At 45.2% G+C, this 19,239-nt stretch carries 18 protein-coding genes; 12 read left to right on the plus strand and 6 right to left on the minus strand.

Annotated features, from left to right (window positions below; all coding sequences use genetic code 11):
- Nucleotides 1-393 precede the first annotated feature (393 nt).
- The 8 genes from ABMY42_RS06305 to nqrM all read left to right on the plus strand — a co-directional run bounded on the left by ABMY42_RS06305 (nt 394) and on the right by nqrM (nt 7,665).
- Nucleotides 394-1,734 (plus strand): Na(+)-translocating NADH-quinone reductase subunit A, encoded by a 1,341-nt coding sequence (locus ABMY42_RS06305; protein WP_005450950.1) that lies wholly within the window; start codon nt 394-396, stop codon nt 1,732-1,734.
- Nucleotides 1,735-1,737: 3 nt separating this feature from the next.
- A complete protein-coding gene (locus ABMY42_RS06310) occupies nt 1,738-2,979 on the plus strand; it encodes an NADH:ubiquinone reductase (Na(+)-transporting) subunit B (protein ID WP_005427308.1) in 1,242 nt (413 codons plus the stop codon).
- Nucleotides 2,969-3,754, plus strand: coding sequence for a Na(+)-translocating NADH-quinone reductase subunit C (locus ABMY42_RS06315; RefSeq protein ID WP_005450952.1), 786 nt, complete (start codon nt 2,969-2,971; stop codon nt 3,752-3,754). The genes ABMY42_RS06310 and ABMY42_RS06315 overlap by 11 nt, the downstream gene beginning before the upstream one ends.
- Entirely contained in the window at nt 3,754-4,386 is a 633-nt protein-coding gene (locus ABMY42_RS06320) for an NADH:ubiquinone reductase (Na(+)-transporting) subunit D (protein ID WP_005450954.1), read from the plus strand. Before ABMY42_RS06315 ends, ABMY42_RS06320 begins: the two co-directional genes overlap by 1 nt.
- 7 nt (nt 4,387-4,393) lie before the next feature.
- Nucleotides 4,394-4,990, plus strand: coding sequence for an NADH:ubiquinone reductase (Na(+)-transporting) subunit E (nqrE, locus tag ABMY42_RS06325; protein WP_005436652.1), 597 nt, complete (start codon nt 4,394-4,396; stop codon nt 4,988-4,990).
- 33 nt (nt 4,991-5,023) lie between these two features.
- Nucleotides 5,024-6,247 (plus strand): NADH:ubiquinone reductase (Na(+)-transporting) subunit F, encoded by a 1,224-nt coding sequence (nqrF, locus tag ABMY42_RS06330; protein ID WP_009698660.1) that lies wholly within the window; start codon nt 5,024-5,026, stop codon nt 6,245-6,247.
- A gap of 157 nt (nt 6,248-6,404) precedes the next feature.
- Nucleotides 6,405-7,409, plus strand: coding sequence for an FAD:protein FMN transferase (locus tag ABMY42_RS06335; RefSeq protein ID WP_017817737.1), 1,005 nt, complete (start codon nt 6,405-6,407; stop codon nt 7,407-7,409).
- Nucleotides 7,410-7,431: 22 nt separating this feature from the next.
- Nucleotides 7,432-7,665 (plus strand): (Na+)-NQR maturation NqrM, encoded by a 234-nt coding sequence (gene nqrM, locus ABMY42_RS06340; protein WP_005436655.1) that lies wholly within the window; start codon nt 7,432-7,434, stop codon nt 7,663-7,665.
- A gap of 105 nt (nt 7,666-7,770) precedes the next feature.
- On the opposite strand, the gene ABMY42_RS06345 is transcribed toward nqrM, so the two are convergent.
- Complete coding sequence (locus ABMY42_RS06345; RefSeq protein WP_038898376.1) at nt 7,771-8,985, minus strand: diguanylate cyclase; 1,215 nt, start codon at nt 8,983-8,985, stop codon at nt 7,771-7,773.
- Nucleotides 8,986-9,198: 213 nt separating this feature from the next.
- On the opposite strand from ABMY42_RS06345, the gene dinB reads away from it, so the two are divergent.
- The gene (gene dinB, locus ABMY42_RS06350; protein ID WP_349266135.1) at nt 9,199-10,227 is read left to right on the plus strand and encodes a DNA polymerase IV; all 1,029 of its coding nucleotides are present in this window, start codon (nt 9,199-9,201) and stop codon (nt 10,225-10,227) included.
- Here dinB and ABMY42_RS06355 read toward each other — a convergent pair.
- Nucleotides 10,224-12,149 carry a RecQ family ATP-dependent DNA helicase gene (locus tag ABMY42_RS06355; protein ID WP_009698657.1) on the minus strand — a complete coding sequence of 642 codons (1,926 nt, stop codon included), beginning with the start codon at nt 12,147-12,149 and terminating at the stop codon, nt 10,224-10,226. The two genes, dinB and ABMY42_RS06355, sit on opposite strands and share 4 nt — an antisense overlap.
- Nucleotides 12,150-12,225: 76 nt before the next feature.
- Between ABMY42_RS06355 and ABMY42_RS06360 the strand changes: the two genes are divergently transcribed.
- Nucleotides 12,226-12,705, plus strand: coding sequence for a GreA/GreB family elongation factor (locus tag ABMY42_RS06360; protein ID WP_050936024.1), 480 nt, complete (start codon nt 12,226-12,228; stop codon nt 12,703-12,705).
- A gap of 60 nt (nt 12,706-12,765) precedes the next feature.
- The gene (locus tag ABMY42_RS06365) at nt 12,766-13,509 is read left to right on the plus strand and encodes a YggN family protein (RefSeq protein WP_080993190.1); all 744 of its coding nucleotides are present in this window, start codon (nt 12,766-12,768) and stop codon (nt 13,507-13,509) included.
- 77 nt (nt 13,510-13,586) lie between these two features.
- Here ABMY42_RS06365 and ABMY42_RS06370 read toward each other — a convergent pair whose 3' ends face one another.
- Nucleotides 13,587-16,127 (minus strand): Ig-like domain-containing protein, encoded by a 2,541-nt coding sequence (locus ABMY42_RS06370; RefSeq protein ID WP_349266136.1) that lies wholly within the window; start codon nt 16,125-16,127, stop codon nt 13,587-13,589.
- A gap of 370 nt (nt 16,128-16,497) precedes the next feature.
- On the opposite strand from ABMY42_RS06370, the gene ABMY42_RS06375 reads away from it, so the two are divergent.
- Nucleotides 16,498-17,862 (plus strand): sodium-dependent transporter, encoded by a 1,365-nt coding sequence (locus ABMY42_RS06375; protein ID WP_005446225.1) that lies wholly within the window; start codon nt 16,498-16,500, stop codon nt 17,860-17,862.
- Nucleotides 17,863-17,955: 93 nt separating this feature from the next.
- Here the strand turns inward: ABMY42_RS06375 and ABMY42_RS06380 are convergent, their stop codons facing one another.
- The 3 genes from ABMY42_RS06380 to ABMY42_RS06390 all read right to left on the minus strand — a co-directional run bounded on the left by ABMY42_RS06380 (nt 17,956) and on the right by ABMY42_RS06390 (nt 19,135).
- Nucleotides 17,956-18,147, minus strand: a complete 192-nt coding sequence (locus ABMY42_RS06380) for a DUF4250 domain-containing protein (RefSeq protein ID WP_009698654.1) — start codon at nt 18,145-18,147, stop codon at nt 17,956-17,958.
- Nucleotides 18,147-18,353 carry a YaeP family protein gene (locus tag ABMY42_RS06385; protein ID WP_005446221.1) on the minus strand — a complete coding sequence of 69 codons (207 nt, stop codon included), beginning with the start codon at nt 18,351-18,353 and terminating at the stop codon, nt 18,147-18,149. Before ABMY42_RS06385 ends, ABMY42_RS06380 begins: the two co-directional genes overlap by 1 nt.
- 113 nt (nt 18,354-18,466) lie before the next feature.
- Nucleotides 18,467-19,135 (minus strand): tellurite resistance TerB family protein, encoded by a 669-nt coding sequence (locus tag ABMY42_RS06390; protein ID WP_349266137.1) that lies wholly within the window; start codon nt 19,133-19,135, stop codon nt 18,467-18,469.
- Nucleotides 19,136-19,239: the final 104 nt, after the last annotated feature.

Genomic DNA, 19,239 nt, shown 5'->3' on the forward strand with positions numbered 1-19,239 from the left:
GGCACAAATAAAGGTTATAAAAAGTGTTAACAGTGTTTCAACAAATGAATGAAAATTAATGCATGTTTCAAAGCATGAATGTTTTTATTCCATATCAAATATATGGGAATTGGCATTTGTGCGTTCGGTCAAACTTATGACTATTCTTTAACCTTTTAGACCTTGTTCTACCGAAATAAACCCTCCTTTCCTAAGATTGGTCATGGCATCAAGTTCCTAAAAAATGCTAGACTACGGCACCTGATAAATCTCGCCTAATATTTGTGACGAGATAATTAATAGGATGTTGCGATTTTGATGTTTTAAACAACATCAAAACCGGACACTGATGTCGTGTCTAAAAGTTACGCAATCAAAAGAATCTTTTTCCCGATAAAAGTAGTGCAAGTGCGTATGATTACAATAAAGAAGGGCTTGGATCTTCCTATCGCAGGAGCTCCATCCCAGGTGATTAATGATGGTAAGACCATCAAAAAAGTCGCCTTGCTTGGCGAAGAGTACGTTGGCATGCGTCCTACCATGCATGTCCGCGTTGGCGATGAAGTGAAAAAAGCGCAAGTTCTTTTTGAAGACAAAAAGAACCCTGGCGTGAAGTTCACTGCTCCAGCAGCCGGTAAAGTGATCGAAATTAACCGTGGCGCTAAGCGTGTACTTCAATCAGTAGTGATTGAAGTAGCAGGCGAAGAGCAGGTTACATTTGATAAGTTCGAAGCAGCTCAACTAGCAGGTCTAGATCGCGAAGTGATCAAGACTCAATTGGTTGAATCTGGTCTTTGGACCGCTTTACGTACTCGTCCGTTTAGCAAGGTTCCAGCAATCGAGTCTGCTACTAAGGCTATTTTCGTAACTGCAATGGATACTAATCCACTAGCAGCACAGCCTGAGTTGATCATCAATGAACAACAAGAAGCATTCGTTGCCGGTCTAGACATTCTTTCAGCCCTGACAGAAGGCAAGGTTTACGTATGTAAGTCTGGCACTAGCTTGCCACGCTCTTCTCAGTCAAACGTAGAAGAACACGTCTTCGATGGCCCTCACCCAGCAGGTCTTGCTGGCACCCACATGCATTTCCTATACCCAGTGAATGCAGAAAATGTGGCATGGAGCATCAACTACCAAGACGTTATCGCGTTCGGTCAGCTTTTCCTAACGGGTGAGCTTTACACTGATCGTGTTGTGTCTCTAGCTGGTCCTGTTGTGAACAACCCACGTCTTCTTCGTACAGTTGTTGGTGCTTCTCTTGAAGACCTAACTGACAGCGAGTTGATGCCTGGTGAAGTTCGTGTGATTTCAGGCTCGGTACTTTCTGGTACTCAAGCGTCTGGTCCACATGCCTACCTAGGTCGTTACCACCAACAAGTTTCTGTGTTACGCGAAGGTCGTGACAAAGAACTGTTTGGCTGGGCTGTACCTGGTAAAAACAAGTTCTCAATCACGAAATCTTTCCTTGGTCACATCTTCAAAGGTCAGTTGTTCAACATGACAACAACGACTAACGGTAGTGACCGTGCAATGGTTCCAATCGGCAACTACGAGCGCGTAATGCCGCTTGATATGGAACCGACACTGCTACTTCGTGATCTATGTGCAGGCGATACTGATAGTGCTCAAGCACTTGGTGCGCTTGAACTGGATGAAGAAGATCTAGCATTGTGTACCTTTGTATGTCCTGGTAAATACGAGTACGGTCTGTTACTTCGTGAATGCCTAGATACCATCGTGAAGGAAGGGTAATCCATGCTTAAGAAATTCATTGAGGATATCGAGCATCATTTTGAACCAGGCGGTAAGCACGAAAAGTGGTTTGCACTGTACGAAGCAGCAGCAACACTATTCTACACGCCAGGTCTAGTAACAAAACGTAGCTCGCACGTTCGTGATAGCGTTGACTTAAAACGTATCATGATCATGGTTTGGTTCGCAGTATTCCCAGCAATGTTCTGGGGTATGTACAATGCGGGTGGTCAAGCTATCGCAGCACTTAACCACATGTACGCTGGTGACCAACTAGCGACAGTTATCGCAGGTAACTGGCACTACTGGCTAACAGAAATGCTTGGTGGCACCATCGGTGCGGAAGCTGGCGTTGGCAGTAAGATGCTACTAGGTGCGACTTACTTCCTACCAATCTACGCAACAGTATTTATTGTTGGTGGTTTCTGGGAAGTGCTTTTCTGTATGGTGCGTAAGCACGAAGTTAACGAAGGTTTCTTTGTAACTTCTATCCTGTTCGCACTTATCGTTCCACCAACGCTACCTTTATGGCAAGCGGCACTAGGTATCACATTTGGTGTTGTTGTTGCTAAAGAGATCTTCGGTGGTACAGGTCGTAACTTCCTGAACCCTGCTCTTGCAGGTCGTGCTTTCCTATTCTTCGCTTACCCAGCGCAAATCTCGGGTGACGTAGTATGGACTGCGGCTGACGGCTTCTCTGGTGCAACTGCTCTTAGCCAATGGGCTCACGGCGGTAGCGGCGCATTGATCAACAACATCACTGGCGCTCCTATCACTTGGATGGATGCATTCATCGGTAACATCCCAGGCTCAATTGGTGAAGTATCAACGCTTGCTCTAATGATCGGTGCAGCGATGATCGTTTACATGCGAATCGCTTCATGGCGCATCATCGCAGGTGTAATGATCGGTATGATCGCAGTATCGACACTATTCAACGTGATCGGTTCTGACACCAACCCAATGTTCAACATGCCATGGCACTGGCACCTAGTTCTAGGTGGTTTTGCATTCGGTATGTTCTTCATGGCAACTGACCCAGTATCAGCTTCATTTACTAACGGTGGTAAATGGTGGTACGGCATCCTAATCGGTGCAATGTGTGTGATGATCCGTGTAGTTAACCCGGCTTACCCAGAGGGTATGATGCTGGCGATTCTATTCGCGAACCTGTTCGCACCTCTGTTCGACCATGTAGTTATCGAGAAGAACATCAAGCGGAGACTAGCACGCTATGGCAAGTAATAACGACAGCATTAAAAAGACGCTGGGTGTTGTTGTCGGGTTGAGCCTTGTTTGTTCAATCATCGTATCAACAGCAGCAGTGGGTCTGCGTGACCAGCAAAAAGCTAACGCTGTACTAGATAAGCAATCTAAGATCATCGAAGTTGCGGGTATCGACGCTGAAGGTAAGAAAGTTCCTGAGCTATTTGCTGAGTACATCGAACCTCGTCTAGTTGACTTCAAAACTGGTGATTTTGTAGAGAAAGCTGAAGACGGCTCTACAGCAGCTAACTACGACCAACGTAAAGCAGCTAAAGATCCTGCTGAGTCTATCAAGCTAACGGCTGATGAAGACAAAGCTAAGATCCTACGTCGTGCTAACACAGGTATCGTTTACCTAGTGAAAAGTGGTGATGACATTTCTAAAGTTATCATCCCAGTTCACGGTAACGGTCTATGGTCTATGATGTACGCATTCGTTGCGGTTGAAACTGACGGTAACACTGTGTCTGGTATTACTTACTACGAGCAAGGTGAAACTCCTGGACTTGGTGGTGAAGTAGAAAACCCAGCATGGCGTGCTCAATTCGTTGGTAAGAAACTATTCGACGAGAACCACAAACCAGCAATCAAGATTGTTAAAGGTGGTGCTCCAGAAGGTTCTGAACACGGCGTTGATGGCCTATCTGGTGCGACACTAACTGGTAACGGTGTTCAAGGTACATTTGACTTCTGGTTAGGTGACATGGGCTTTGGTCCTTTCCTAGCAAAAGTTCGTGACGGAGGTCTGAACTAATGTCTAGCGCACAAAACATTAAAAAGAGCATTATGGCGCCGGTGTTGGATAACAACCCGATCGCGCTGCAGGTTCTTGGTGTATGTTCTGCTCTTGCAGTAACAACTAAACTAGAAACAGCATTTGTAATGACACTAGCGGTAACTTTCGTAACTGCATTGTCTAACTTCTCTGTTTCTCTGATCCGTAACCACATTCCTAACAGTGTGCGTATCATCGTTCAGATGGCAATCATCGCATCGCTAGTAATCGTGGTAGACCAAGTGCTTAAAGCTTACCTATACGATATCTCTAAACAGCTATCTGTATTCGTAGGTCTTATCATCACGAACTGTATCGTAATGGGTCGTGCTGAAGCATTCGCAATGAAATCTGCGCCAATCCCATCGCTAATTGATGGTATCGGTAACGGTCTAGGTTACGGCTTCGTTCTTATCACTGTAGGTTTCTTCCGTGAACTATTCGGTTCAGGCAAGCTATTCGGCATGGAAGTTCTACCTCTAGTGAGCAACGGTGGTTGGTACCAGCCAAACGGTCTGATGCTACTAGCACCATCTGCATTCTTCCTAATCGGCTTCCTAATCTGGGTAATCCGTATTCTGAAACCAGAACAAGTAGAAGCGAAGGAGTAAGGGCGTCATGGAACATTACATCAGTCTGCTAGTTAAATCGATTTTCATCGAAAACATGGCACTGTCTTTCTTCCTAGGTATGTGTACTTTCCTTGCCGTATCTAAGAAAGTTAAGACCTCTTTCGGTCTAGGTGTTGCAGTAGTGGTAGTACTAACTATCGCGGTTCCTGTGAACAACCTAGTTTACAACCTAGTTCTGAAAGAGAACGCGTTAGTTGAGGGCGTAGACCTTAGCTTCCTAAACTTCATCACCTTCATCGGTGTAATCGCAGCACTTGTACAGATCCTAGAGATGGTTCTTGACCGTTTCTTCCCACCTTTGTACAACGCGCTAGGCATCTTCCTACCGCTGATCACAGTAAACTGTGCGATCTTCGGTGGTGTATCTTTCATGGTACAACGTGACTACAACTTTGCTGAATCTGTTGTTTACGGTTTCGGTTCTGGTGTGGGCTGGATGCTAGCGATCGTCGCTCTTGCAGGTATCCGTGAGAAGATGAAGTACTCAGATGTACCTCCAGGTCTACGTGGTCTAGGCATCACGTTTATCACTGTAGGTCTTATGGCGTTAGGCTTTATGTCTTTCTCTGGTGTTCAACTGTAAGTCGGGTAAACCGCAACAATTAAGGAATAGTCAATGGACATTATTCTTGGTGTAGTGATGTTTACTCTGATCGTACTTGCGCTAGTACTAGTGATTCTTTTCGCTAAGTCTAAGCTTGTACCAACAGGTGACATTACAATTTCTGTGAACGATGACCCTTCACTGGCGATCGTTACACAACCAGGTGGTAAGCTACTATCTGCGTTAGCTGGTGCTGGCGTATTCGTATCTTCTGCTTGTGGTGGCGGTGGCTCTTGTGGTCAGTGTCGCGTAAAAGTTAAATCAGGTGGTGGTGACATCCTACCTACCGAGCTTGACCATATTACTAAAGGTGAAGCACGTGAAGGTGAGCGTCTAGCGTGTCAGGTTGCAATGAAAACTGACATGGACATCGAGCTTCCTGAAGAGATCTTCGGCGTTAAGAAGTGGGAATGTACAGTTATCTCTAACGATAACAAAGCGACATTCATCAAAGAGCTTAAGCTACAAATTCCAGATGGCGAATCAGTACCTTTCCGTGCTGGTGGTTACATCCAGATTGAAGCGCCAGCTCACCACGTTAAGTACGCTGACTTCGATGTACCTGAAGAGTACCGTGAAGATTGGGACAAATTTAACTTGTTCCGTTACGAGTCTAAGGTAAACGAAGAAACGATCCGTGCTTACTCAATGGCTAACTACCCAGAAGAAGAAGGTATTATTATGCTGAACGTGCGTATCGCTACGCCGCCGCCTAATAATCCTGATGTACCACCTGGTATCATGTCATCGTTCATCTGGTCTCTAAAAGAAGGCGACAAGTGTACGATTTCAGGTCCGTTCGGTGAGTTCTTCGCGAAAGACACTGATGCTGAAATGGTATTCGTTGGTGGTGGTGCAGGTATGGCTCCAATGCGTTCTCATATCTTCGACCAGCTAAAACGTCTGCACTCTAAGCGTAAGATGTCATTCTGGTACGGTGCACGTTCTAAGCGTGAAATGTTCTACGTAGAAGACTTCGATGGCCTAGCGGCTGAGAACGATAACTTCGTATGGCACTGTGCACTGTCTGACCCTATGCCAGAAGATAACTGGGATGGTTACACTGGCTTCATTCACAATGTTCTTTACGAGAACTACCTACGTGATCATGAAGCGCCAGAAGACTGTGAATACTACATGTGTGGTCCACCTATGATGAACGCTGCTGTAATCGGCATGCTAAAAGATCTAGGTGTAGAGGATGAGAACATCCTTCTAGATGACTTCGGTGGTTAATCCTCCCAAGTGATTGAATCTATGGCTAGCTCTATAAGGGCTAGCCATTATTTTTTGTAAAAAAAACAAAATGATATTCAACAGTTGATATAGGAAATCGGTTTATCTCAAGAGAACCCATTTTCCATATCAATTTAACGATAATAGGAGTAAACAAGTGAAAAAGTGGCTTGTTGCATTCGCTTCTCTATTGGTTTTGGCTGGCTGTGAGCAGCCTGCGGATCAAATTCATTTAAGTGGTCCAACGATGGGGACTACTTACAACATTAAATACATCGAGCAAGATGGTTTACCTTCACCAGAAGCGCTTCAGACTGAAATCGATCGATTGCTAGAAGAAGTGAACGATCAAATGTCGACTTACCGTGAAGATTCAGAGCTTAGCCGTTTTAATCAACATAAAACTAGCGAGCCATTTGAAGTATCGCCACAAACAGCAACGGTAGTGAAAGAAGCGATTCGCTTGAACGGTCTTACTCTAGGTGCATTAGACGTAACCGTAGGTCCACTAGTGAACCTATGGGGCTTTGGTCCAGAAGCGCGCCCAGATGTGGTTCCAACAGATGAAGAGCTAGCAGCTCGTAAAGCGAATACTGGTATCCATCACCTTTCTGTTGAAGGTAACAAGCTGTCGAAAGATATTCCAAACTTGTACGTTGACTTATCGACGATTGCCAAAGGTTGGGGTGTGGATGTTGTGGCAGATTACCTGCAATCAGAAGGCATTCATAACTACATGGTGGAAGTTGGCGGTGAAATGCGTTTGAAAGGCATAAACCGTGAAGGTGTGCCATGGCGTATTGCGATTGAAAAACCAACCGTTGATGAGCGTTCAATTCAAGAGATTATTGAACCAGGTGACATGGCAATTGCAACAAGCGGTGACTATCGTAATTACTTTGAGAGCAATGGTGTGCGATACTCTCATATCATTAACCCGCATACGGGCAAACCAATCCATCATAAGGTGGTGTCTGTAACGGTACTGGATAAATCGTCGATGACAGCTGATGGTCTTGCAACTGGTCTTATGGTGCTAGGTGAAGACAAAGGCATGGAAATCGCAAATGAGAATAATATTCCTGTTTTCATGATTGTGAAAACGGATGATGGTTTTAAAGAGCTGGCTTCGGAAGCATACAAGCCGTTCATGAAGAAATAACAACAGAAGTGAGCATGTCCTTATGAGTACATTTCTAATTACTTTTGCTGTCTTTGTTGCGGTAATTGCAGCGATGGCAGTTGGTTACATCTTCCAAAAGAAGGTCGTGAAAGGCAGCTGTGGCGGTCTGGGTGCGGTTGGTATTGAGAAAGTATGTAACTGCCCAGAACCATGTGATGCACGTAAGAAGCGTGAAGCACGTGAAGCAGCCCGCGCTGAGAAGCTTGCTGCATGGGAAAAAGATCGCATTGCTTAATATGCGATAATAAGAATGATAAAACCCAGCCAATGGCTGGGTTTTGTTTTTTCGGCTTTGGTTTCTGTTTGAATATTGAATTAGGTTGGTGACATTAAGTGCCGTCTACTGAGATACGGTTTGATTCCGCCCGTTTCCTTTCGCTTGATACAAACGGTCATCCGCGACTTTAATTTGCTGATCTAAATTGCCCTTGATGTTTGAAACACCGACGCTGATGGTTACTTGAATCTGGTCATCTTGATAAGGAATCGGAGTTTTCTCTACGCGTTGACGCATTTGCTCTAAACGTGTCACAAAGTCGTCGTAGCTGCCGTAGGCTTGGATGCAAAACTCTTCACCCCCGAATCGTGCAATCACATCATCAGGAAAATAGATTTTTAATATATTGGCGACCATAACAAGTGCAGCATCGCCCCCATCATGACCATAGTTATCATTCACTTTCTTAAAGAAATCGATATCTAGCATAGCAATATTGCGTTGCTCATCGCTGTCACATGTTTGCCCAAATAGAAAGCGACGGTTCCATAAGCCAGTGAGTGAATCTTGGTTCGCCATTCTAAATAAATCTGTTGTGGCTTCTTTCATATCCAAGATTTGATGGACCCGACAAAAGAACTCCTCTTGATTAAAAGGCTTGTACAGAAAGTCGTTTGCTCCCGCTTTTAGAAAGCGCGCTGTCATTGAGTGGTCATCACTTCCAGAGATCCCAAGGATCGCCAATTGGTTTTTATCGAGCTTTTGGCGAAGCTCTCGGATCATAGTGATGCCATCTTTGATTGGCATATCATGGTCGGTCAGAACCAAGGTAATATCTGGATTTTGTTCAATAACTTCGATTGCTTGTTGACCATTCTCGGCTTGCAATGTCTGGATGTATTGATGCTCAAGTAATTGTACGACATGGCGGCGAACCGTCATTGAGTCATCAACAACCAGACATTTGTGTTGCTGGTTGTTGGTCAGGCGTTTAATCAGAGGAAGAAGGTAAGAAACGGAGGCCATGCTGTCTTTTAAGATGTAATCGAGTACGCCTTTTGCCAGCATCTTTTCACGAGCATCATCTTGCAACATCGCCGTAAGCACGATGACTTTTTGTTGGTGAGAAAGGACTAAATCGATGATCTCACCGTCCTGCGCATCCGGTAAGCAGTAATCTAAAACTGCACAGAGAAGCTCAGGCTGAGACGTTAAAATAGATTGTGCTTCCGCATAGCTTTCGGCAGCAAGTACTTCATAACCCGCCTGATTTAAGATTTGTTGTAAGTAGTTATTAAAGGCGCGACTGTCTTCGACGACCAGTATTTTATTACTCAAAAAGTTTCCCTACTTTCGTATATAAATCAACTTTAGTGTTATAGAAGTCAATAATAATGAAATGTCACTTTAATGCCATGAAAAATTGTTGCTACCTGACTCCAGATAACACTATTTCCAATACGTGTATTTACAGCTATACTGTTTTTTTAAACAGTGTTTATTTGTGTGCGGAACGTGATTGAGCGAGTCAGAAAAATAATTCACGTTGATATGGATTGCTTTTATGCAGCGGTCGAGATGCGTGACAACCCCAGTTGTCGTGGTATTGCGCTTGCCGTTGGCGGTCATGAGAAACAACGCGGCGTGATCAGCACCTGTAACTATGAAGCGCGTAAATTCGGTGTGCGCAGTGCGATGCCAACAGCCAGAGCGCTTCAACTTTGCCCCCATTTGCTCGTCGTCCCGGGACGAATGCACGTATACAAACAAGTATCCCAACAGATCCGTACCATTTTCGAGCGATACACGCCACTTATCGAGCCACTATCACTTGATGAGGCGTATCTTGATGTGACTGACTCGACTGCTTGTCGGGGTTCTGCAACCTTAATCGCAGAATCGATCCGCAATGATATCTGGAATGAGCTTGGACTTACTGCATCGGCAGGTATTGCACCGATTAAGTTTCTTGCCAAAGTGGCTTCAGACATGAATAAACCCAATGGACAATTTGTTATTCCGCCAGAAAAGGTTCAAGAAGTCGTAGACAAACTGCCGTTAGAAAAGATTCCAGGAGTTGGTAAAGTGAGCTTGGAGAAGCTACATCAAGCGGGCTTTTACCTATGTGAGGATATCAAAAACAGCGACTATCGTGAGCTGCTACGTCAATTTGGACGCCAAGGTGCTTCGCTTTGGAAACGTAGTCATGGCATCGACGATCGTGAAGTGGTGGTTGAGCGTGAACGTAAGTCGGTTGGGGTCGAGCGCACCTTTAGCGAAAACATTGTGACTTACGATGAATGCTGGCAGGTGATTGAAGACAAGCTCTACCCTGAACTAGAGAAACGTTTGGAAAAAGCCAGTCCAGATAAGTCTATTATCAAACAGGGTATTAAACTCAAATTTGCCGATTTTCAACTCACGACGATTGAGCACATCCACCCTCAGTTAGAGCTCGATGACTTTAAAGAACTGTTAAGAGATATACTCAAGCGCCAAAATGGTCGAGAGATACGCTTATTAGGCTTAAGTGTGATGCTCAAGCCTGAGCAACAAGCGCGTCAATTGAGTTTCTTCTAAGCTCGCGCTAATTCAACCTGCTTTAGTACTTGTTCAAAAGAAACATTTGCCATTGACCCATAACCGCGTAACTTGCTCGCTTTCAGTTGCGTGATAATTGGTGTGCTAATTCCACATAAGAAGCGTGCGACAGCTGCATTGCTAATCGCCGTTGGTGAAAGCTGGACAAATTCATCAACCCAAGTGGATAGGTGTGCCAATTCAGGTTGTGTTTGTTGTGGTTGAGGAAAAGATGCGACTTGTCCACGACACACTGAACAGTGACCACATTGAGTTGGAGCATCGTGATCGGCAAAGTACTGCGCCAGTTGGTGACTTAAACAGTCTGACGATTGGAACAGACTCAACATAGTATGAATTCGTTCAATGTCCTTGTGTTCTTTGGATTGGAACAACTCAATTAAATGCTGAGAGATAGCTTCTTGGCTTTGAGTGGCAGGGAGAACCGAGTACACATCCGTAAGCTGTTTGCTTTCTAATTCAATCCAGCCATTTTGGTGGAAGTAATCTAGCGCCGCAACTACACGGCTGCGCTCAGACTGATAGTTCATCCATAATGCTTCTAAATCCACTTGGCACCATACTTTGGCTTTGGTTGAACAAGCAAAAATGGCTTCAACAAACTGACGTCTCTCGCCTTGGAACTGATTGAGGATGAAACTTTGTTCTTGTAAAAACTTGAAGCGATATTCTGCGAAATAACTGTATTTGGCTTCAATTACTTTTGCCAGTTCTAGGTAAACTAATAAGGTTTTTAGCGGAAGTTGGCGAATGTTGCTGTCGCGAGACAATCGCAACGCCATCACCTCCCACTGCGGAGTGTTCTCGCGAATTTGCTCCAGTACATAATTGATTGAGCTTGGCTCTGGCGTGTCACCGTAAACAAAGTTCTCTAATACCGTTAAGCCGGAGGTATTGCCCAAAAGAATACACTCCGAACGCTGTCCATCACGTCCGGCGCGCCCAATTTCTTGTGCGTAGTTTTCGATAGATTTTGGTAAATCGAAGTGAATAACACGGCGAATATCAGATTTATCTACCCCCATCCCAAATGCGATTGTTGCGACAATGCAGTCGATTTGCGAGTCCATAAACTGTTGTTGAATTTTCTCACGAATGTCGCTCTTCATACCCGCATGATAAGCGTGAGCATTGATGCCTAAACGGATAAGAGAGCTGGCAACTTGCTCAGCGGTCTGTTGCTGAGTGACATACACGATGCTCGGTAGTTTAGGTGTTGCAGCAATGATGTCATTCAGTTGCGTTTGCTTATTTTCTTCGTCGCAAGGCACCACAGAAATATCGAGATTAGGACGATAGAAGCCAGTAACCGTAATGTTCTCACCAGCGATATTAAACTTGTTTTGCATGTCCTCGATAACCGCTGGCGTTGCCGTTGCGGTTAGCAAGAGCGTTTGAGGGATATTCAGTTCACGTTGGTATTGTGGCAGTTTAAGGTAGTCAGGACGGAAGTTATGACCCCATTCCGAGATACAGTGTGCTTCATCGACCACCATCAAAGAGAGCGGAATCTGACGAATGAATTCACGAAAACGTTCGTTCTTGAGCCGCTCTACCGAAATCATCAAAATCTTAATCTGCCCATTCTTCACGCCAGCCATAACTTGCTGCGCTTCTTCTCGGCTTTGGCTACTGTCGATAGATGCCGCAGCTATGCCTTTACTTTGCAGGAAACCGAGCTGATCTTTCATCAGAGCAAGAAGTGGTGAAATCACCAGTGTTAGGTGTGGTAACTGGGTTGCAGGAAGTTGGTAGCAAAGTGATTTCCCCGAACCAGTCGGAAAGATGGCTGCTGCCGAGTGTCCGTTCATTACTGCTTCAATCACCGGCTGTTGACCGGGTCTTAATGAGTCAAATCCGAACACAGATTGAAGCGTTTGCTGAAGCGAGGCACTTTGCATAATAGGGAAACCTTGGTTTGATGATAAACTGGGTTACATTAACACACCCTGAGTGCCTAACGCGCGCCCTAAAAGTATGAACAAAGCTGATTTAGTCCAAATAATCATTCAACAACTTGAAGATAAATTGCACGTTGCTCACGCCTCGACACAAAGAGCCATTGACGCCGCGACCGATGAAGAAACAGTGCCAGAGCACAAGTACGACACCCTAGCACTTGAAGCTTCGTATCTGGCGCACGGGCAAGCGATGCGTGTGCAAGAAAGTGAAGAAGAGCTTCGTCAGTACCGTGCTCTTGTCCTACGTGACTTTGTCGATGCTCGTATCGCGGTTGGTGCTTATGTGGAATTAGTCGACGAGAACGATGTTGAAAAAAACTTTTTTATCGGTCCTTGCTCTGGTGGACTGACTGTTAAATGGCAAGGCAAAGAGGTATTTGTACTTACTCCAAAATCTCCCCTTGGTCGTGCTTTGATTGGCAGAGAAGAAGGGGAAGAGATTGATGTGAAAATTGGCGATAAAACAAATTGTTATGAAGTCGTGACGATTTGCTGACATCGTATCCATAGTTGGTTGTTATAGTTAAGCGGAATAATCATGAAAAAAGAGAAAGTAATGAAGAAACTGCTCACACTCTCATTGTTGACCATCAGCGCCAGTGGCTATGCAGCCCAGTGTCGCGTCGATATTAACAACGAAGTTCGTATGGATGGTCAGAACTTAGAAATCGTACATACCAATGGTGAAAAAGCGGTTGTCGACGAAAACAATAACCTGTTCATTAAAGGCGAACTGATTGAGCTTGATGATGATCAGAAAGCGGCAATCGAGAATTACCGCGAGAAGATGAATGCTTATATTCCCCAAGCAAAACAACTGGCAAGTGATGGCTTAGCATTAGCGAACGACATTATTGATGACATTGCGGTCAGTCTTGATGCGCCAGACTCGTTTGATAATGTTAAAGTCGCGATAAAGGACTTCTTCGCAGATGTGGAAGCGCGTTACTACAAAGATGGTGATTTTATTCTGCCTGCTGACAGCTTTGAGTCGATGACAGAATCGTGGTCAAAGGACTTCGAGAAGGCACAAGAAATTTTCAACAAAGAATTCCTAGCCAGCGCTTTTGATGCGTTGTCTGCCAAGATGAAAGAAGATGGTGGTTTGAATTTAACTGCACTGTCTGAAAGCATGACAGAACTGCAAGCTAAGGTACAAGAACGCCTAGCAGAGCACTCGAAAGACGTAGAGAAACAAGCGGAAGATTTGTGTGAATCACTGGATGATATGGCTGGTGAAGAACAGGATCTGCTGAAGAAAATTCCAGAGCTAAAAGACTATCAAGTCTTCACGATTTAATTTGCGAAGCAGAAACAACAAAGAGCGCCTATTATCGGCGCTCTTTTTACATGGGTACTATTCAGTATCTATTCGAGTTATTCAGCATTCATTTGAGTTAACTTGTCACCCACTGGTTTTGAGAAGTTAAAGCCATCGTGCTCATCCCAATTGATTGACCATGTCATCACACCAGCGTAGTTCGGGTAGTTGAACGCTGGTTTCACTGTGCCACATGAAGTGCCCTTGGTTAAGCAATCTAACGCATCAAGGATGTTCTGTGTTGGTGCTTGACCAGAGTTAGCTGAGCTCGGTCCCGATGGCAAGCCAATCGCGACTTGGTCATCACGCAGTGGCTCAAACATGGTGCCATCTGCTAATTCAAAGCCTTCAATCAACATCTTAGATTGCGCCACCATCATATCCACTGAGCCTTCTGGTGCCGATCCTGGTAAGTAAGGGTTTGGCAAACCACCATTGTTGTACAACTGTACGTGTAGTAGGTCGAGCGTGCTGCGTGTCTCATTGATCACTGGAATGTATGCGCCCCAGATGCCGCTGTAAGCCACATAGCCACCTTGCACGTAAGGGTGTTCTGGTGCCATGGTGAGGTACATATCGCCGCCCATGTTCTGTTCAATTTGCAACAAAGCTCGGCCTAAACGCGCTTGGATTTGCGAACCATGCAGTAGGTTAGAACCACTTTCTAGATCCACATCCAAACCATCGAAGCCCCATTCGGCAATCAGTGCGGTCAGGCTCGATACAAAGTTTGCTTCATCTTGGTCGGTGTTCAGTGTAATCGTACCTTCAGCGCCACCAAGAGATAGAACAAACTTCTTACCTTTGGCTTGCAATGCAGCCATGTCTTGTTTGAACTGGGTTGGATCTAATGCAGGACAATCACTATAGATGTCTCCAGAGTACAAGTTGAAATGTACGGTACCATCGCTGTTGCGGTCATTTTCTGCAAAGGCAATATCAATCACATCCCATGCATCAGACATATCAGCTAAGCGGATAGGGCAGCCTGCGCCGTTCACGAAGTTGTGCCAGTAACCAATCAACTTGTGGCGTTTCTCGGTTTTCTCGACCACGGTAATTGAAGCGGCATCAGAGAGTGCTGTTGTGCCTGAAAGGTCGGTGGCTTGAGCGCTTACCGTAAAGTTGCCTATCGCGGCTGGTGTCCAGTTCGTCGAGTAAGGTGCCGTCGTGTCTGTTGCGACAATTGCTCCGTTCACCATAAAATCGACGTGTTTAACGCCGGAGGTTAATGAGGTTGCATCCGCGCTTAGGACGAGATTTTTACCTAAACCTACGGTTTGACCTGCACTCGGTGACGTCAATGAAATCACCAAGTCTTGGTCACTCACTGTCACGTTAACAACAGACTCGGAAATATTATTATCGTTGTCTGTTGCAACGGCTTTAAGTTGATTTGTGCCAACTAGCGTTGCATTCCATAAAACGGAATATGGGGCTTGAGCGACCACGCCTAAGCTGGTGCTATTAGAAAAGAACTCAACTTGACTCACGTTACCATCTGCATCACTGGCATCTGCTGAGATCTCAACATTGCTACCAGCAAGTAAGACTTGACCTTCACTTGGTGCGGTAATAGCAACTTGAGGCGGCGTTGAGCAGGCTCCTAAGCCAGTCCACGCATCTTGCCAGTACAAACCTTCACCCGGTTCATAAGCCCAGGATGCATCAGAAGAACACCAACCTGCAACATCACAGCGGTATTTCTGGTTGAGGTTAGAGACTAGTGTACCGACTTCATAGCGGTTACCGGCAACATAAGGCACGGCGTCTGCACAACCACCAGAGTTGGAGTCACTCACGACGAGTGAGACTTCTTGACTCATGGTCGATAGGTTTGAATCGTCGGTTGCTTGCGCTTTAAAGGTATGAGTTCCAACTGCTGCAGTCCAGACGTATTCGTACGGTGCAGTGGTATCGACGGCAACCGATTGGTTGTTTATGAAGAACTCAACTTGGGTGATTAAACCATCGCTGTCTGCTGCATCGGCGGTTACCGAAATAGTGTCACCTACACTTGGTGTTTCTGTGCCTGTTGGGTTCGTTAGAGAAACGACTGGCGGTGGTAGTTCGGTTTGTGGTTGAACGAAGATAGACACATTGGTTGTGGTTACGGCACCTTCATTGTCGGTTGCGATCGCCGTTAACTGAGAGACCCCCTCCAATGCTGTCCAGTCAGCTTGAAACGGGGATTGGGTTACAATAGCTACGGTTTGGTTCCCGGCAAGAAATTCAACTTGAGCGACTTGACCATCTTCATCTGCGGCATTGGCTAATAAGGTGATCACGCTGCCTTCTGGGATTTGCGCATTATTCGCGGGAGAAGAGAAGGACACCGTAGGAGGTAGGTTTGTACTGCCACCATCACATTGACCAAGACCTTTCCAAGCCTCCCATGGACCTGAATTGTTTACCGGATCATTACCTTGTGTCCAGTACGCCGCTTCATACGCAGCCCCTTTGGTTTGCACTTGGTCACCGGAGTTATAAACCGTTGTGTTATCCCATACAGGTAAAGTTTGGCAATTGTAGGCTTGAGCTTGATAGCTAACACTAAGGGTCGCTATCACTGCACCATGCAGTAGAGTGAACTTCATTTTTCTCTCCTTGAGTTACTCGATGTTCGCAAGAACATGAACAGATATAGTTAGATAACTAGTTGATAAATAGACCTCAGGAGAGAAAATCGAAGCGTTATGTTTCACTTTTCAACACGAAATCACGCTGAACTATTCATGCTTTACAAACCGACTCATTATTTTTCGGCTCACTTCACGCTGATTTATAAATTCATCAAAAGGACAAAAACGGATACGTGGTGAATATGAGATGTACGTGGAAATTTACAAACTGAATGTCTGCTAATTGATCCGATTGTCGAGTAATTAACCTAATCACTCTTGTTGAGTAGACGATATTGCTATAGTGTACTAGTCAGCTAGTTCATTGATATTTTGTGTGAGTGGTATGACACAACAAACTTCTTCTCAGCCTCGTGAGCATTTTGGCTCTCGTCTTGGATTCATTTTAGCGGCAGCTGGTGCTGCGGTGGGTCTAGGTAACATTTGGGGTTTTCCTACTCAAGCAGCAAGTAACGGTGGTGGTGCCTTCTTGTTGGTTTACTTGGTGATGATTCTTATCGTTGCATTTCCAATGCTGGTGGTTGAAATGGCGATCGGTCGTCATGGTCAAGCCAACCCAGTTGATAGTATGCGCTCTCTAACAGGCAACCCAATAGGCAAAAAGCTTGGTGGTCTTGTTGGTTGGATTGGTCTGAGTGTGCCAAGTGCTGTTTTGGCATTCTACTCGATTGTTGGCGGCTGGTTGATTTGCTTTATGTTGGGGGCTATTACCGACATTATGGGCATGGAGGCAGCAACACAATGGTTGAAAGGCTTCAGTGTTGAGCGCAATTTGTTTGGTACGATTACATTTTATGTATTAACCATTTTGATCGTACAAGGCGGCGTGAAGCAAGGCATTGAGAAATGGTCTACACGACTAATGCCTGCACTGTTTGTTCTATTTGGTCTGCTGTTCATCTACATCATGACGCAAAACGGTGCGATGGAAGGTTTGAAGCACTACCTAGTGCCTGATTTCGAGAAAGTATGGGATCGCAAGCTTATTCTTGCAGCAATGGGACAGGGCTTCTTCTCTCTGACCATTGGTGGCTGCTCGATGCTTATTTACGGCTCTTACTTAAGCAAGAAAGAGAACCTACCGAAGATGGCAATGAACGTAACCATGGTAGACACCGCGGTTGCCTTTATTGCGGGTCTCGTGGTGATGCCTGCGATGTTCGTTGCGATGCAAAAAGGCGTTCAAATCTACGCAGAAGATGGTTCGCTATTGAGTTCTGATACGCTGGTATTTACTGTTCTGCCATTGATGTTTGATAGCTTAGGTTTGCTTGGTCAACTGTTCTCAATCGTCTTCTTTTTATTGCTGACGATTGCGGCACTGACATCATCTATCTCGATGCTTGAATGCCCAGTGGCATTGGTGGGTGAGCGATTTAACACCAAACGTAGCACGACGAGTTGGGTTTTAGGTGGTCTGATTGCGCTATTTAGTGTGGTTATCGTATTTAACTTTGGTGCTCTGTTTGGCATGGTTGCGACTATCGCAACGCAATACTTACAGCCTATGGCGGCGTTATTGTTCTGTTTATTTGGTGGTTGGGTATGGAACCGTCACTCGAAGATTAAAGAACTTGAGCAAGGCTGTCCGGAGTTCACTCAAGGTTGGTTTGGTAAGCTGTGGCCGGCATACGTGAAGTTTGTTTGTCCGATTCTGGTCGCGACAGTTATCTGGGCTTCGTTCGGCTAATCAGCTTACGCAAAGCACAAAAGAAAAGGGCTTGATGAATGCATCAAGCCCTTTTTTCTATTCGTTGCTTACGTTGTCCGTATTGGTTAGCGATTAACGGAACTGACCAGCGTCAGGCAGAAAGTCAAAGCCCGCCGTAGCTAGTTTTGCTTCAAGTGCTGCTCGGTCGATATCAAAGAATGCAACCAACTTATCCAGATCACCACCAAAGTCATCACGCAGCTTCATGTTGACGATGCTCATCAGCATGATTGGATCCATGGATTCGAAGTTCGTTAGATTCATTACTTATCCTCGAAATCAGAGATCAGTAGGTTTGCTGCAGCAAATGCTGCTTTATCACGAACGTCTTTTGGTAAAGACTCGTCAGCAGCAACATCATTTAGTGCTCTTACTGCACATGAGATTGCTTGAGGAACGTAAGCTTGGTCGCCACTACCAATTTGAGCGTAAAGCTCACGAACCAAATCACAACAGCCGTATACTTGCATGGCTAAATCCTTAATAAATGATAACTGCTCTCAAATATACACATAGCCGTTTTGAAACTCAAAGCAGAGAATTGTTTTGGCTCAAATTCACAGACAACTTGAGCAAACATTCATCACTGTAATTGTGCTTCCAATTGAAGTGTGACTTCTGGAGAAAGATTGAGCTGCTTCGCAAGCTCTTGTAAGTAGGCTTTTTCCATAAAGTTTTGTTCATCTGCCACAATCAATGACGCGAGATAAATTTCTGATGCTTGTTGCGGTGATGTTGCCAAGCGCGCAATTTCTGCAGGATCAAGAGGCTTGTGAAGTTCTTGATGAACCAGTTGTCTTACGTGTTCGTCCGCGCCCATTTCTGTCAGGGCTTGTTCGATACGAGCCATTTCTTGTTCATCGACATGACCATCAGCTTTGGCTGCACCAATCATGGCTTTAAGGATCAGTTTCGCGTGTTTGTTGTCATCAGGATCGAAGGTTTCGTTGACGCCTTGCGTATCCTGCTTCGCTTGCCAATCGTTGTAGACTTTGTAAGCCAAAGCACCTAACGCCGCTGCGCCACCGACTTTTAGAGCTCCAGTGCCCACTTTCTTCGCTATCTTTTTGCTTTTCTTAGAGCCCATTAGCATGCCGATAAGACCGCCACCAATTGCGCCCGCACCAAGTGTTTTCAGTTGGTTAGAGCTCGATGAAGATTTGATATTGTTAGTTTGTTTACCAAGAGCATCGGCGCCTTGCTTGAGTAGGTCTGATTTGAGCGCTTGGTTAAGAAGACTTTTTAGATCCATGAGTGACCTCCTTACTAGATTAAATCCAGTGTAAGGTGATGAATCTGAACCAAAGATTAACAACGCAAATATCAGAGAGGGTCTATACCCATAAAAACAGACGT

The sequence above is a fragment of the Vibrio sp. SSH13-20 genome, from assembly GCF_040104475.1.
Taxonomy (GTDB): domain Bacteria; phylum Pseudomonadota; class Gammaproteobacteria; order Enterobacterales; family Vibrionaceae; genus Vibrio; species Vibrio harveyi.